The organism is Burkholderia sp. Ac-20392 (assembly GCF_017104585.1).
Lineage (GTDB): Bacteria > Pseudomonadota > Gammaproteobacteria > Burkholderiales > Burkholderiaceae > Burkholderia > Burkholderia lata.
This window is the reverse complement of record NZ_JAAGPB010000013.1, coordinates 32,609-46,816: the sequence shown is the minus strand read 5'-3', so window position 1 is coordinate 46,816 and position 14,208 is coordinate 32,609. Positions and strand designations below refer to the sequence as shown.

Here is a 14,208-nt window from a genome sequence, read left to right as displayed (position 1 = left end):
GCCTGAGCGGCGCAGTCTCGGGCAGGTCGAATGGCGCGGTCAATCCGTGAAAGACCCGGGACAGGCGCGTGACGCGCTTGCAGCGGGGCGTTGCGGCGGCAAGCGCGATCGATGTCCGGCTGAGTCAACACGAGCGGCCGTGCCGGTCAAAACGCGAGGGCGGTTTTCGGCTATGCGGCGTGCATTTCGCTACGCACGGGAGACAGGTGACGCCGGCTTACTTTGACGAAGACGACGTCAGCCCGAGCGGCACGTCCTCCTCATAACCCATCTTGCCGCCGCGGTACTCGACGCTGACGTAGCCGGCCCGCCGCGCGTCGGCGACGTTCGCGTAGATCGACGTCATCACCATCCCCGCGTCGCAGTCGAGCGGAATCGTGCGGTCGATGCGGCCCGTCGCGATGTTGATGGCCCGCAGCGACTGCATCGCCATGCCGCACTTGTCGGACAGCGCGTAGACGCCGACCAGCATGTGCGTCTTCGTGCGATACCACATCGGAATATCGACGGTGCCGTCGAGCTGGAGGTGATCCTGATCGTTGTCGTTCAGCCGCCCGACTTCGTTCAGCGTGATCGGGAATGTCTTGCGGCCGTCGTCCCAGGCGCCGGTGGCCGTTTTACCGGAGACGTTCAGCGCGATCGGGCAGGGCTTCGGTCGCGACGGCGAGGCGGCCGGTACGACCGGCGAGTCGGCATTCGATGCGGGCGGCGATGCTTCGCACAGCGTCATGCGGCCGTCGGGCTCGCGGTGGCCCTGCAACGGGATCGGCTTGCGATGCGCGTCGTAGTAGTAGCTGCCGTCGACGCGCCAGCGGCCCGCGTCGTTGCGGTTGATTGCGTCGTAGGTCTGCAGCGACACGTGGACGGGGGCATTGCCGATCGTGCCGGTGTAGTTCGCGACTTCGTACCAGCCTGCGTAAGACGCGGCCGGCGCGCACGCGAGCAGTGTGGCGAGCATGGCGGCGAACGGGGGAACGTAGCGGGCGCGATGGGTGTTCCGGGGCATGGGCGGTCTTTGTGCGTGATGTGGGTTCGGGCGTCACGGATCTCGGTGCGACCGTGTCGTGCCGTGCGGCGGGCCGCCCGGACCCGTGCCATTGTATTCACCCGCCACTCACGAATGACCCGCCCCCGCGAATGCGGTGACAAGAGCGCGCACATGACACAGGCCGGTCGCGGAACCGCGCAGACTGCGCGATCCGACCGACCGGCCTGCTGCCACCGACTTCAGCCCGCACTCGCCTCGTCGATCCGGCGGATGTCGTCCTGATCGAGCTGAACGCGGATCGCTTCGCCGAGCGATGCCAGCTGCGCCAGCGACGTCGCGCTCGCGATCGGCGCGGTGATCGTCGGCCGCGCGATCTGCCATGCGAGTGCGATCGTGGCCGGCTGCGTGCCGTGCTTCTCGGCCACCGCATCGAGCGCCGCCAGAATACGCAGCCCGCGTTCATTGAGATACCCGGCGACGCGATCGCCGCGCACGCTCTTCTTCAGGTCGGCCTCGCTGCGGTACTTGCCCGACAGGAAGCCGCTCGCGAGCGCGTAGTAGTTGACGACGCCGAGCTTCAGGTCGCGCACGACCGGTTCGAGATCGCTTTCGTAGTCGGCGCGGTCGAGCAGGTTGTACTCGGGCTGGATGACCTGGTACGCGGGCAGGCCGTCGCGCTGGCTGATGTCGGCCGCTTCGCGCAGGCGCGCGCCGCTGTAGTTCGATGCGCCGATGATCCGCACCTTGCCCGCGTCGATCAGCGTTTGATAGGCGCCGAGCGTTTCTTCGAGCGGGGCCGTATCGGCAAGGTCGCGATGCGAGAAATACAGGTCGATGTAGTCGGTCTGCAGGCGGCGCAGCGACTCGTCGGCGGCTTTCAGGATGTTGTCTTTCGACAACCCCGCGCGCGCGCCCAGCAGGCCGACCTTGGTCGCGATCACGACCTGCTCGCGCTTGCCGGTACGCTTGAGCCACTTGCCGATGATCGTTTCCGATTCGCCGCCGTGGTTGCCGGGTACCCAGGCCGAATAGACGTCGGCCGTGTCGATGAAGTTGATGCCGGTGTCGGCGAGCGCGTCGAGCAGTGCAAACGATGCGTTTTCGTCGACGGTCCAGCCGAAGACGTTGCCGCCGAACGCGAGCGGCGAAACCTGGATGGTCGACGTGCCGAGAGTGCGGTATGCCATGTTCTGCTCCGATAGCTGCGGGTGAAGGGATGGGACTGCGGGAGGTGAAGCCGGTCGCGTTGAGACGGCGAAGCGCAGCACGAGGTTCCTCCCTCGGCACGCGAACCGACGTGTTTCGAGGCCGTGTGCCGGGATGCCGGACAAGGCGACGTCATGACGGTGCCGACATCCGTTCGAGCGTCGTACCCGGCATGGGTAAGGTGCTGTATTTATTACCGATTTTCCTGGCGGCACTAGGGAAATGACGCAGGACGTCAATGTTGTCGCGGTGCGTTGTCTACGATATCCTTTCATCCCAAAAATATGGGAGGCAGCGGGCCGCTGCCACACGAACGAAAAATCATTCTGAGGCGGTCATGGCTGACCTTGCGGCATTTATTCGGACCCCGTTTTTCCTGCAAGACAAGCGCCTGCTCACGCTGTCTTTCCCTCACGACGACGCACCTTCGGTCACCGACTCGTATGGCCGGCACCGTCCGGCGCGGCTGGTCGTCGAGCGGCTCGTCGCGCACGAAGGGCTCGGGATCGACTTCACGTTCGAACTGACGCTGCTGTCCGGCGAGGCGGGCGCCACGCTGGACGACATGCTGGGCAAGCTGCTCGCGGTGTCGATGGTGCGCCCGGATGGCGGCCTGCGCCATTTCACCGGTTATTGCACGGAGTTTGCGCTCGTCCGCAACGACGATTCGGTCGCGGAATATCGTGCCGTGCTGCGTCCGTGGAGCCACTTCCTGCGGACGCGCGTGAACAACCGCCTGTTCCTCGGCCAATCGCTTCAGCAGCAGATCGGCACGCTACTCGCCGATTACCAGGGGCTCGCGCCGTCCTGGGAGTGGCGTGTGCGCGGTGACGATCCGGCGCGCACGATGAACGTCCAGGGTGGCGGCCTCGGCGAAAGCGACTGGAACTACCTCGTTCGCCATCTGGAAGCCATCGGCTACCTGTACTGGTGGGAGCATGACGAGAAGGGGCTGAAGCTGGTCGTCGGCGACGACAGCACGGTGCAGTGTCCGGCCATCGACGGCCGATCGCCGGAGATCCGCTTCCAGACGCACGACGGCCCGATGGCCGCGGACGCCATTTCGCAGTGGTCCGCGGTACGGTCGCTCTCCGCGGGCAGCTACAGCGCGACGGCGTTCGACTTCAAGACGCCGCATGCCGCGAGCGCGCAGATCCCCACGCTTCATCCGCCGGGTGTCGCGCCGCAAGTCGAGCACCATGAGTACGTGGGGCACTACGGTTTCGTGAAGGAAACGCGTTCCGGCGATGCGCTGGCGCGTGTGCGGATGGAAGAGATCGAGGCCGCGGCTTCGCGTTTCGACGCGGCCGGCAACCATCACGGCATCTTGCCCGGACGCTGGTTCCAGCTGTCCGACCACTTCAGCACGTCGTCGGGCAGCCCGGAGGATCATCGGTACCTGATCCTCGAGGCCCGTCACGAAGCGGCGAACAATTATCTGCAGGCCGACGGCAAGCCCGAATATCGCAACCGCTTCGTCGCGGGCCTCCGGCATACACCGTGGCGTCCGGGCCGCGGCTTCAACAGCGAGCCCGTGCGGGTGCTGGCGCCGCAAACCGCGACCATCGCGGGCGCGAAGGGCACCGGCAGCGTCGACGTCGACGAGTACGGTCGGGTCTGCATCGTGTACCACTGGGATCGTGCGGCGCAGACCAGCGCCCGGATTCGCGTGGCTGCCGGCTGGGCCGGCGGCGAGAAGGGCATGATCGCGCATCCCCGCGTGGGCAGCGAGGTGGTCGTGATGTGCCTCGACGGCAATCCCGACCGGCCGATCGTGGCGGGTACCACGTACAACGCGGAACGGATGCCGCCGTGGGCGCTGCCCGACCAGCAGATGCTGACTGGGCTGCGCAGCCGCGAGTTGTCGGGCGACACCGGCAACGCGGCGGGCGGCCGCTCGAACCACGTGCTGCTCGACGACACGCCGCAGCAGCTCCAGCTGAAGCTGCGCAGCGATACCGACGCCAGCGAACTGACCCTGGGACACAACGTCCGCATCGACAATACGCAGGGACGCACCGATCAGCGCGCACGCGGTTTCGAGTTGCGTACCGACGCGCACGGTGCGGTTCGGGCGGCCAAGGGCCTGCTGGTGACCAGCGAAGCGCGCTACGACGCGCGCGCCCATGCGACGGACATCGACGAAACCGTCGCGCGTCTCGACAAGGCGCACGACCTGCACGAATCGCTGTCGGGTTCCGCGCACGACGTGAAGGCGCAGGCGTCCGGCGACCAGGATGCCGTCCACCAGGCGCTCAGGACGCAGAACGAAGGTCTCAAGGGCAGCGGCGGCAATCCGCAGCAGGGCGAGTATCCGGAGTTCTCGCAGCCGTTCCTGGCGCTCGCCAGCCCGGCGGGCATCCTGGCCACGACGACGGGATCGACCCACGTCGCGAGCGGCCAGCACGTCGCGCTGACGAGCGGAGCCCACACGAGCATCGGTGCGGGCAAGAGCATGCTGGTCAGCGCGCAGGAGGCCGTGCGCGTCGCCGCGTTCGAAAAAGGCATCCGGCTCGTGGCGGCTGCCGCCGACATCGACATCCAGGCGCTGAAGGACAGCATCAACGTGCTGGCCAAACTGGACGTGAAGGTCGATGCGAACCGCATCACCATCACGGCAAAGGAAGAAGTCCTGATCAACGGCGGCACCAGCTATACGCGCTGGAACGGCAGCGGCATCGTCCATGGGACCAAGGGCGCATGGACGGCGCATGCCGCATCGCATGCGTTCATCGGGCCGGACAGCCTGCCGGTGCCCGCGCAGGCGTTCCCGGGCACGGCGTGCGCGCCGTGCATGGTCAACGCGGCATCGATGGCGTCGCCGTTCGCGGCCAAGGCTTGAGGCAGGGCAACGCATGACGAACGAGTTGAAGGCCGCACAGGCGGTCGATGCGCTTCAGGCCGCCTTGTCGTCACAGGACGGGCTGCGCGCTTACGTCCTGATCGACGGTGCGTTGCTGGCGACGTTGCCGGATGAGGAACGGGCATCGTGGCCGGCGTTTGTCGCCGCATCGCTGCTCGACAACGCCGACGACGACGCGCGGATCGTCGGGCCTCTGCTGTTCGAATGGCAGCCGGCCGGCGACAGCGCCAACGACAGCGCCGATGCAGCGGACGACACCGATCCGCGGGACATTCCGTGGCCGGCGGCGAGCGTGCTCGTTTCACAGCTGACGCTTGTGCAACTGGCTGCGCATCTCGCGCCGATGGTGGATGTTCAGCTCGAGCAGATGGAAAGCGCGATGCTGATGCGGTTCTTCGATCCGCGCGTGCTGCCGTTCTGGCTCGACATGCTGCCTGCGGCGCATCGCGCGTATCTGGCGCAAGGCGTGCGGCACTGGATTCATCTGGATGCCGAACTGACGATCCGGACGACGGAAATCACCGCGCCTGCGAACGTCAAGCAGGTTGCCGAGTTTCCGCTGCAGTTGTCCCAGGCACAGGAGGACGACCTGCTGGCGGCCTGTTATCCGTACACGCTGATCGAGCGGCTTCGCACCGAGAAGCCCGCGCTGCTGGCGTCGTTGCCGGCCGCGCAGCACTACGGTTTCGTGCGCGATCAGCTGGCGCGGTGCCAGGCGCATGGCGCGGAAAGCGCGGTGTCGCTGCTGATCTACTGCGAACTGGCGCTGCGGTACGGCCCGCGCTTCGACGAGCATCCGGAGATGGCCGCCGTGTTCGACGCGGTGGCGCAAGGGGAAGACTTTCCGCAGGCGCTGGCGCTCGTGCCGGCCGAGGGCTGGCAGCAGATGCAGGGCGTGGCGGAGTGACGGGCGCGCGCGATGAGTCGTCCCGACCGGACATGCGTTCCGGATGTCGCGGGCGGCACGAAGAAATCGAATGGAAAAGAAGGATGTTCAATATGAACCGCGGCTGGATTACGTTGCTGTCCGTGATGGTTTTCTCCACGGCTGCATGCAGCAAGACCACGGGCGATGCCGAAAAGGACAGCCTCGCGCCCGGCGAAGTGAATAAATGGAACGACCCGAACTACGACATCATTACCGCCGGGTCCTTCAACTATACGGATTACGACATCTACGGCGTCTATCTCCTGCCGCCGGACAAGAGCAGCCTTGACGACGCGGCAAGCGCCGACGGCGCGCGCGCCACGCCGAGGAATGCGAAGTACTGGTCCGGTGGCGGCGGATCGCGCGCGAGCCTCGCATGGGATTTCCGCTGGAAGACGCCGAAGACGTTCAAGGTGTGGTGGGAGCGTGTAGTCGACAAGCGGGCGATGGAAGCGTCGTCCGCGAATTACGACCCGTACACCCATCGGGAAACCCAGCCGGGGATGGCGTGGTGCGAAGGCGAGATTACGGTCACGCGCCCGCCCGTCAAGGACAAGAGCGGCGGCATCGTGCTGCACTTCTTCCCCGACGGCCGAGTGGAAGGCGACATGGATCTCGAAGCCGACGGCCCGGACCCGAAGGTGGCGCTTGCGAAGCGCGACGAGCAGCGCAAGCTGGCCGGCCGCGCTTGCGTGAAGGAAGTTTCCAATCCGTTTTATGGGCGCAAGAAGCCGGCCCAGTGGAATTGACACTGGACACCTAGCCGGAACAGGAGCGTAACTGTCATGAGCAATCCCCCTCTCATTCGACGCATCACCGATATCACGCCGGTCGAGGACGCCGTCCGGAACGGATTTCGCGAAGCGCTCGATCCGTTGCGTGTCGAGCAATGCAAGGAGTGCCCGAAACCCGTGTGGTTCACGGCGTTCTTCGATGGCACGGGCAACAATTTCGGTGCGGACGGCAACGGTTCGACGGACGTCGCGAAGACCAAGTACAGCAATATCGCCAAGCTCGCGATGTTTGCCCACGTCCCGTTCAACAAGGCCAATCCACGCACGATGGGCCGCTATGTCGAGGGCGTCGGCACGCCGTGCAGCAAGGTCGGCGATTCGGGGGAGGGGCTCGACGGTGCGTTGGGCATGGCCGCCGCGAGCAAGGGCGAGGCACGCATTCGCTGGATGCTCGGCGAACTCGAAAAGCACGTGGCGAGCCACATGCCGGCCGTGAGCCAGATCAACGTGGCCGCGTTCGGTTTCTCGCGCGGCGCCACCGAAGCGCGGGCGTTCGTTCGCATGCTGACCGAGCGACTGGCCGAGAACATCGGCGGCAGGCTCTGGTGGAACAAGAAGAACATGAAGGATATGCGCCCCGAAGTGGTCGTCTACTTCGTGGGCATCCTGGATACGGTGGCGTCGACCGGCTTCGGCGGCAGCCGCCTGGAGAAGGCGGCGCCCTACATCGTCGGCGCGGTCCTCGGGCCGGTCGCCGGCGGCCTGCTCAGCAGCATCGACAAGGGCGGACACGCCGAGTGGGCGAACGACATTCGCATTCCGGACTACGTACGGCAATGCGTTCACTATGTCGCTTCGCATGAAGTTCGCGAGAAATTCCCCGGCGACTCGGTGCGGGAGGACCAGAAGCTTCCGTCGAACTGCCGCGAGGTGTACTACCCGGGCATGCACTCCGACGTGGGCGGCGGTTACGAGCGCAACTACCAGGAAGGGCGAACCAACGAACTGGCCAACATTCCACTGAACAATCTCTACATCGAAGCGTGGAAGGCAGGGGTGCCGTTCCGCCCGCCGAAGGACGTGATGGACGATGCCGGCGGGTTGTTCACGATTTCCAGGGAGCTGGAAGCGGCCTGGAACGTGTACATGGGCCAGGGCAACGAACGACGCGCGGGCGTGGCGCTGAACAGTGGCAGGCTCGAGCCGCAGGTCATCTGGCACATGAACCGCTATTACCAGTGGCGTGCCAGCCGCAGCCGGCGTCTGCACGACGGCCGGCTGAAGCCGCCTGGCGGCGTGAATTCCTACATGGCCATTACCGACAAGGAATGGAACGCGGATGCCCTGAGCATTCGGGAAGATGCGGGGGGCTTCGTGAGGAGCTACGTTTCGGAGCAGCACAAGGCTATCGATGCGGCCACGCGGGTCAAGGACAACTGGCTGGGTGGCATCGATGCGACCGCGCGCGCGACGTTCGACCAGTTCTTCGATCACTACGTGCACGATTCGATTGCCGGTTTCAAGAAGCAGATGGAAGACGGTCACGTCGGCTTTGCCGAATCGAGCCGCTGGTCGGTCAACCGGCAGTATTTCATGGGCAAGCGCGGCAAGAAGTACCTGTACTGGCGCTACGAAGGCGACAGGGCGGAACACGCTTCCACGCAAGTGGCCAAGGCCGATCCGGCCAAGCAGCAGGACCCGATGGCGGCCAACGAGCCTCAGCTTGCCAGCAACCAGCCGGCGAAGACCGGCGGCGATGCGACGTCGACCGCCTGACGCCGTACGCGACACCGCTCGCGACAGCGAGCGGGCGACCTGACGTCGCGGCAGACCGGATCTGCCGCGACACTTCCCTCCTTACCGCAACTGCACGGCCGCGAGAAACAGCACCATGCTGCCGATCGCACCATCCAGCACGCGCCACGCCACCGCCTTGCGGAACCACGGCGCCAGCAGTCGCGCACCGTAGCCGAGCCCGAGGAACCACACGACGCTGACCGACATCGCGCCGATCGCGAACGCGAGCCGCGCGCCTTCCGGCTCGCGTGCGCCGGCCGTGCCGATCAGCAGGAACGTGTCGAGATACACGTGCGGGTTGAGCCACGTGAACGCGAGCGTCATCAGCACGATCGCCAGGCCGCTCTGCGGCGGCGGCGCAACCGCGTCGCCGCGCACGTCGAGCGTTTCGTGGCCCGGCTTGAACGCGCGGCGCAGCGCGTTGATGCCGAACCACGCGAGATATGCGAGGCCGACGTACAGCACCGCGTGGACGAAGGTCGGAAAGCGTTCGACGAGCACCGATGCGCCGCCGACGCCCGCGCCGATCAGGATCATGTCGGACAGCGCGCACAGCAGCACGATCTTGCCGACGTGCGAGCGCATGATGCCCTGCCGCAATACGAATGCGTTCTGCGCGCCGATGGTGACGATGAGCGATCCGCAGAGTGCGGCGCCGTGGGAAAAAGCGAGCCAGTTCATGGTGGGTGACAGCAGTGGAAGCAGTAGACGGATGAATCGGGTAGCGCTAGTCTGCGATCAGCATGAAAATAAGAGAAGCTAATTCACCTAATGCAGATTAAGGAAATCTAATGCTCGACTACGCGTTGCTCGATGCCCTCGCGGCCGTGATCCGGCACGGCTCGTTCGAGCGGGCGGCCAAGGAGCTGAATGTCACGCCGTCGGCCGTGTCGCAGCGCGTGAAACTGCTGGAGGAGCGGGTCGGCAGCGTGCTCGTCAAGCGCGGGCAGCCGTGCGTCGCGACGACGTCCGGTGCGCTGCTGTGCCGGCATACCGAGCGCGTGCAGCTGCTCGAGGCCGAGCTGGGCGGCCGGATGCCGGCGTTGCCGGGCCAGATCGCGAGCGCGTGGCCGACGCTGCGCGTGGCCGTCAACGACGACAGCGTCGCGACGTGGTTCATCGACGCGGTCGGGCCGTTCTGCACGGAGCGCGAAACGTTGCTCGACCTCGTGATCGACGACCAGGATTACACCGCTTCGCGCATTCGCGACGGCAGCGTGCAGGGGGCCGTAACCGCGCAGGCGGAGCCGATCCAGGGGTGCCGGTCGGAGCGGCTCGGGCGCATCCGCTATCGCGCGGTGTGCTCGCCGGCGTTTTACGAACGCTACTTCGGCGCGGGCATCACGCGCGATGCGCTGCGCCGCGCGCCGTGCGTGATGTTCAATCCGAAGGACGGGCTGCAGGCGCGCTTCATCCGGCGCGTGACGCGCGCGGATCTCGATCCGCCGCAGCACTGGATACCGCACGTCGCGGGCTACCTGCGTGCGTGCGAAACGGGATTGGGATGGGGAATGTGTCCGGACCGGATGGTCGACCGCCAACTGGCGGCGGGCGAACTGGTCGACATGTCGCGCGGGCGAACGATCGACATCGACCTTTACTGGCAGAGCTGGCGTTTGTCGATCGGCTGGCTCGACGATTTCAGCGCGGCGCTGAAGGCGCGCGCCGCGCTGTTTCTCGATTGACCGATCGCGTGCCGTGCGGCATCACATCAGAGGTGATGCAGGCCGTCGAAATCGACGATCTGGACGTGGCGGCCCTGCATTTCGATCAGGCCGCGCTTCTGGAATTTCGACAGTGTGCGGCTGACCGTTTCGAGCGTCATGCCGAGGTAGCTGCCGATGTCTTCGCGCGTCATCCGCAGGTTGAATTCCGACGGCGAGTAACCGCGCTTCAGGTAGCGCGACGATACGTCGAGCAGGAATGCGGCGACACGTTCTTCGGCATTGAGCGAACCGAGCAGCATCGTTTGCGACGTTTCGCGCACGATCTGTTCGCTCATCAGCTTGTGCATGCGCAACTGCATCGAACCGGCTTCCGAGCACAGCGTCTTGAGCGCGCTGTACGGAATCACGCAGACCGAGCTGTCTTCCAGCGCGACCGCGGTGCGCGGATGCGTGTCGTCGCAGATGCCGTCGAGGCCGAGCGCTTCGCCGGCGAGATGCAGGCCGGTGACCTGCTCGCGGCCGTCATGGCGCGTCGCGACGGTTTTCAGCGAACCCGAGCGCACCGCGTACAGGTTGTCGAATGCGTCGCCTTCGCGGAACAGCGCTTCGCCGCGCTTGACCGGGCGCGCCGCGCAGATGACCGACTCGAGGCGACTGAGCGCTTCGGGCGCCAGGCCCTGCGGCATGCACAGGTGCCGCATTGCGCACGACGAGCAGTGTGCAGCCTGGCGAGGAGCCCAGCTACCGGCATGAGGCGTGGCGGCGGGACGTGTAGCGACGGGCGTCAGCATGATCGTTTACTCCGGCGTTGAATCGACGGAATCATTGTCCCACCGCAACTTGCCGCTGTCGGGTGACAAAACGTCGCGACCGCCCGCGCATGCCGAACGCCGCTTACGCGGCCGGTTCGTCGACGTTGGCGGCCGCCGGAATCAGCAGCACGGGCAGCGTTGCGTGGCGCACGCATTGCTCGGCGATGCTGCCGAGCACGAGACGGCGGAACCCGCGGCGGCCGTGTGTGCCGAGCACGAGCAGATCGGCATCGAATGCTTTCGCGCCGTCGAGGATCAGCGACGATACGTCGTTGAGTGACGTCGCTTCGCTCAGCTTCGTCTCGCCCTTCACGCCCGCTGCCTGCATCAACGCGGTGAAATCCTTTGCGAGTGCGTTGCCCTGCGCGACGAGCTGGTCGCGCAGCACGGACGGATCGTAGCCGGGCACGTTGTAGTAGATCGCGGCGTTCTCGACGACATAGAACGGTTGCAGCTCGGCGCCGTGCGATTTCGCAAGCGCCAGTGCGGCATCGAACGCATGGCGGGACGTGTCGCTGCCGTCGACGGCAACCAGAATTCGCTTGTACATAGTGTCTCCGAGTGGCGGGTTGAAACGAAGTCGGCCGGATGGCCGATCGGGCTGGGCAATGCGCAATGCTGCGAGGCAGAGTAAACCAATGGCCGGGACTTTGCAGTGAGGTGCCGGTCGTGCCGCGCGGCGACGAGCGATGAACTTGGCGCATGCTGCGCCGCGCGACGCGTGTCGTGCGGCGTGGTGGTCGCTGTCGTCTGCATCGGCGGCGGGAAGGCATGCGTGCGCATCGGTGGCGCGTGTGGCACGCGCACGCGCATCACCGCGCACGCCGATCGCATCGATACGAGGCGGCACGGCACGACACGACACGGCACGACACGACACGACACGACACGACACGACACGACACGAGACGAGACGAGACGAGACGAGACGAGACGACAGTCACGCGGATGCATCGCCCGCATCGTCATTCAATCGCAACCGCGCCGTTTCGACATGACCTCGATCAATGCATGCGCGTCAGTGCGATTCACGGCGTGCATGGCGCCGCCGGGGCCGCTGCGCGGAATCATGCGTTCGTGCATCGTGCGGTTGGCGATGCACGGTCGGCGCACGGTCGCGTACGCCGATCCCCGGCCATCGGCTGTCGGCCGATACCGGTTCGCAAACGAACGATCGATTCAAACGCCGCGCCGGCTATCTCGGCACGGCCGTCAGTTCGAATACGCGCTCCGGCCGCCGCTGGTGGCCGGGCCAGTACGCGCTGCCGTACATCCGGTGGACGGGGCCGAACAGCGCGTCGCTCATGGGCGGCGGCGCGTCGAAGCCCTTCTCGATCACCATGTAGCCGGCACGCAGCGCGAACGCCGGATGATTGCCGCCGGGGCGGCTGTCGAAACCCGCGAAGCCGTCGCCGGCTTCCGGCATCGCATTGACGAGCGACGCGTTGCTGCGCGTGATTTCGTCGGGCGAGATCGGCCCGCCGCCGGCGAGGCGCGCCGCCTCGCGGTTCTTGCCGTCGGTGTCGACCGTGCTGTCGTGGGTGTCGTCGTTGTCGAGCTCGATGCTGCGGGGATGCGAACGATCGATTTGACCGGATGATTCCATCGCGGCTCTCCTCGCGGCGAAGCGTTCCGGATCGAAGCAAATCCCGTTCCGGGCGTGACGGGAAAAGGCGCGCGGGCGATCGCCGCGGTCGCGCGACGCGCACTGATTTGTCGTGATTTATTTCAGCTAGAAGACGCGTTTTCTACAGAGTATGATTCTTTTCCTGCGAAGCGGCGACAGGGGATTCAGTCGCGCCGCCTCTGCCCGCGCCGGGGGGCCGCAGCACCCTTAAAGACGGGTAGTGAACAACAAAGCAAGGGACTAGAGGTGGCGGATTCATGCAAGCGACTACTGCCTTCACGCACCGCGGTTATCTGTTGAACTGCGCGCCCGCGCGCGCCAGTGACGGTTCGTTCAAACCCTACGTCGTGATCTCCCGATCGAGCGATGGGGAACTCGTTGCGAACCGGTTTTTTCCGATCGAGCTCCAGTTCAACGACGAAGGCGACGCAATCGCGCACGCGCGCGATTGGGCCGTGCGCTGGATCGACGCGAGCAGCATCACGATCTGACGCCGCCGCGCTTCCGCGCCATCGGCCGTCCGGCCGATTCCCGGTGTGCCGCTCCCGGACAAAAAACGCGGTAATCTTGCGGAACCCGTCACTTTATTAGCGGCCGTGCGACCGAGCGCGGCCGCCTGCATTGGCATATGTCGACATCACCCGCCCGTCAGTGGGGCCTTGAAGAAATCGTTGCCGGCTTGCGCGAGTCGCGCGAGGAACTCCATCGCACGCGCCATCCGCGCGGCATCCGCGAGCTGCCGTCGCGCGATGCAATCTGCAAGATTGTGACCGGCCTGCGCGCGTCGATGTTTCCGACGCACTACGGCGCACCGGATCTGACCGACGAAAGCGTCGACTTCTACGTCGGCCACACGCTCGAAAGCACGCTGCGCATTCTGTCCGAACAGATCCGCCGTGCGCTGCCGTTCCTGCCCGAGCATGCCGATACGCCGTTCGCCGAGCTCGACGAACGCGCGTTCGAAATCGCGCGCGATTTCGGCCGGGAGTTGCCGGCGGTCCGCGCGCTGCTCGTCAGCGATATCCAGGCCGCGTATGCGGGCGATCCGGCCGCGCAGCACATCACCGAGATCCTGCTGTGCTACCCCGGCGTGCTGGCGATGATGCATCACCGGCTCGCGCACGCGCTGCACCGGCTCGGTGTGCCGCTGCTCGCGCGATTCATCAATGAAATCGCCCATTCGGCCACCGGCATCGACATCCACCCGGGCGCGCAGATCGGCCCGAGCTTCTTCATCGACCACGGCACGGGCGTCGTGATCGGCGAGACCGCGATTATCGGCGAGCGCGTGCGCGTGTACCAGGCCGTCACGCTCGGCGCGAAGAGCTTCCCGGCCGATGGCGAAGGTGCGCTGGTCAAGGGCAATGCGCGGCACCCGATCGTCGAGGACGACGTGGTGATCTACGCGGGCGCGACGATTCTCGGCCGCGTGACGATCGGGCGCGGCTCGGTGATCGGCGGCAACGTGTGGCTCACGCACAGCGTGCCGCCCGGCACGAGCGTCGCGCAGGGCAAGGTGCGCGAAGGCGGGAGCGCCGACAAGCCGTAACGCGGCGCGCGGCCGACGGCTGCCGCCGCGCGCGTCG

General features: G+C 66.1%; 13 protein-coding genes. 7 read left to right on the top strand and 6 right to left on the bottom strand.

Translation table 11 applies throughout. The features are described from left to right. Positions 1–217: 217 nt before the first annotated feature. Both G3N99_RS03505 and G3N99_RS03500 read right to left on the bottom strand, forming a co-directional pair. A complete protein-coding gene (locus tag G3N99_RS03505; protein ID WP_206121669.1) occupies positions 218–1,006 on the bottom strand; it encodes a hypothetical protein in 789 nt (262 codons plus the stop codon). Between the two features lie 221 nt (positions 1,007–1,227). After that, positions 1,228–2,175 carry an aldo/keto reductase gene (locus G3N99_RS03500; RefSeq protein ID WP_206121668.1) on the bottom strand — a complete coding sequence of 316 codons (948 nt, stop codon included), beginning with the start codon at positions 2,173–2,175 and terminating at the stop codon, positions 1,228–1,230. 356 nt (positions 2,176–2,531) lie between these two features. Here G3N99_RS03500 and G3N99_RS03495 point away from each other — a divergent pair, with 356 nt between their 5' ends. The 4 genes from G3N99_RS03495 (at position 2,532) to G3N99_RS03480 (ending at position 8,495) form a co-directional block, all read left to right on the top strand. Next, positions 2,532–5,036, top strand: a complete 2,505-nt coding sequence (locus G3N99_RS03495) for a type VI secretion system Vgr family protein (RefSeq protein WP_206121667.1) — start codon at positions 2,532–2,534, stop codon at positions 5,034–5,036. Between the two features lie 13 nt (positions 5,037–5,049). Next, complete coding sequence (locus G3N99_RS03490; RefSeq protein ID WP_206121666.1) at positions 5,050–5,964, top strand: DUF4123 domain-containing protein; 915 nt, start codon at positions 5,050–5,052, stop codon at positions 5,962–5,964. 83 nt (positions 5,965–6,047) lie between these two features. Next, positions 6,048–6,734 (top strand): DUF3304 domain-containing protein, encoded by a 687-nt coding sequence (locus G3N99_RS03485; RefSeq protein ID WP_241011448.1) that lies wholly within the window; start codon positions 6,048–6,050, stop codon positions 6,732–6,734. A gap of 36 nt (positions 6,735–6,770) precedes the next feature. Then, positions 6,771–8,495: a DUF2235 domain-containing protein gene (locus tag G3N99_RS03480; RefSeq protein WP_206121665.1), complete on the top strand. Its 1,725-nt coding sequence runs from the start codon at positions 6,771–6,773 to the stop codon at positions 8,493–8,495. Between the two features lie 81 nt (positions 8,496–8,576). Here G3N99_RS03480 and G3N99_RS03475 read toward each other — a convergent pair whose 3' ends face one another. Further along, a complete protein-coding gene (locus G3N99_RS03475; protein WP_174940390.1) occupies positions 8,577–9,197 on the bottom strand; it encodes a LysE/ArgO family amino acid transporter in 621 nt (206 codons plus the stop codon). 110 nt (positions 9,198–9,307) lie between these two features. Between G3N99_RS03475 and G3N99_RS03470 the strand changes: the two genes are divergently transcribed. After that, positions 9,308–10,201 carry a LysR family transcriptional regulator ArgP gene (locus tag G3N99_RS03470; protein ID WP_039344521.1) on the top strand — a complete coding sequence of 298 codons (894 nt, stop codon included), beginning with the start codon at positions 9,308–9,310 and terminating at the stop codon, positions 10,199–10,201. A gap of 26 nt (positions 10,202–10,227) precedes the next feature. Here the strand turns inward: G3N99_RS03470 and fnr are convergent, their stop codons facing one another. From fnr to G3N99_RS03455, 3 genes are all read right to left on the bottom strand, one after another. Further along, positions 10,228–10,974: a fumarate/nitrate reduction transcriptional regulator Fnr gene (gene fnr, locus G3N99_RS03465; protein ID WP_174940388.1), complete on the bottom strand. Its 747-nt coding sequence runs from the start codon at positions 10,972–10,974 to the stop codon at positions 10,228–10,230. A 103-nt stretch (positions 10,975–11,077) separates the two neighbouring features. Then, a complete protein-coding gene (locus G3N99_RS03460; protein WP_011356725.1) occupies positions 11,078–11,545 on the bottom strand; it encodes a universal stress protein in 468 nt (155 codons plus the stop codon). 645 nt (positions 11,546–12,190) lie between these two features. After that, complete coding sequence (locus G3N99_RS03455; RefSeq protein ID WP_206121664.1) at positions 12,191–12,601, bottom strand: DUF3005 domain-containing protein; 411 nt, start codon at positions 12,599–12,601, stop codon at positions 12,191–12,193. A 278-nt stretch (positions 12,602–12,879) separates the two neighbouring features. Here G3N99_RS03455 and G3N99_RS03450 point away from each other — a divergent pair, with 278 nt between their 5' ends. Together G3N99_RS03450 and epsC are read left to right on the top strand one after the other, a co-directional pair. Then, positions 12,880–13,113 carry a hypothetical protein gene (locus G3N99_RS03450; protein WP_011356723.1) on the top strand — a complete coding sequence of 78 codons (234 nt, stop codon included), beginning with the start codon at positions 12,880–12,882 and terminating at the stop codon, positions 13,111–13,113. 137 nt (positions 13,114–13,250) lie between these two features. Further along, a complete protein-coding gene (gene epsC / locus G3N99_RS03445; protein ID WP_174940384.1) occupies positions 13,251–14,171 on the top strand; it encodes a serine O-acetyltransferase EpsC in 921 nt (306 codons plus the stop codon). Positions 14,172–14,208 lie beyond the last annotated feature (37 nt).

What these genes read in the sequence shown, in the direction of transcription:
- G3N99_RS03505 (WP_206121669.1), bottom strand. Translation starts at nt 1,006, where the DNA reads ATGCCCCGGAACACCCATCGCGCCCGCTACGTTCCCCCGTTCGCCGCC.
- G3N99_RS03500 (WP_206121668.1), bottom strand. Translation starts at nt 2,175, where the DNA reads ATGGCATACCGCACTCTCGGCACGTCGACCATCCAGGTTTCGCCGCTC.
- G3N99_RS03495 (WP_206121667.1), top strand. Translation starts at nt 2,532, where the DNA reads ATGGCTGACCTTGCGGCATTTATTCGGACCCCGTTTTTCCTGCAAGAC.
- G3N99_RS03490 (WP_206121666.1), top strand. Translation starts at nt 5,050, where the DNA reads ATGACGAACGAGTTGAAGGCCGCACAGGCGGTCGATGCGCTTCAGGCC.
- G3N99_RS03485 (WP_241011448.1), top strand. Translation starts at nt 6,048, where the DNA reads ATGTTCAATATGAACCGCGGCTGGATTACGTTGCTGTCCGTGATGGTT.
- G3N99_RS03480 (WP_206121665.1), top strand. Translation starts at nt 6,771, where the DNA reads ATGAGCAATCCCCCTCTCATTCGACGCATCACCGATATCACGCCGGTC.
- G3N99_RS03475 (WP_174940390.1), bottom strand. Translation starts at nt 9,197, where the DNA reads ATGAACTGGCTCGCTTTTTCCCACGGCGCCGCACTCTGCGGATCGCTC.
- G3N99_RS03470 (WP_039344521.1), top strand. Translation starts at nt 9,308, where the DNA reads ATGCTCGACTACGCGTTGCTCGATGCCCTCGCGGCCGTGATCCGGCAC.
- fnr (WP_174940388.1), bottom strand. Translation starts at nt 10,974, where the DNA reads ATGCTGACGCCCGTCGCTACACGTCCCGCCGCCACGCCTCATGCCGGT.
- G3N99_RS03460 (WP_011356725.1), bottom strand. Translation starts at nt 11,545, where the DNA reads ATGTACAAGCGAATTCTGGTTGCCGTCGACGGCAGCGACACGTCCCGC.
- G3N99_RS03455 (WP_206121664.1), bottom strand. Translation starts at nt 12,601, where the DNA reads ATGGAATCATCCGGTCAAATCGATCGTTCGCATCCCCGCAGCATCGAG.
- G3N99_RS03450 (WP_011356723.1), top strand. Translation starts at nt 12,880, where the DNA reads ATGCAAGCGACTACTGCCTTCACGCACCGCGGTTATCTGTTGAACTGC.
- epsC (WP_174940384.1), top strand. Translation starts at nt 13,251, where the DNA reads ATGTCGACATCACCCGCCCGTCAGTGGGGCCTTGAAGAAATCGTTGCC.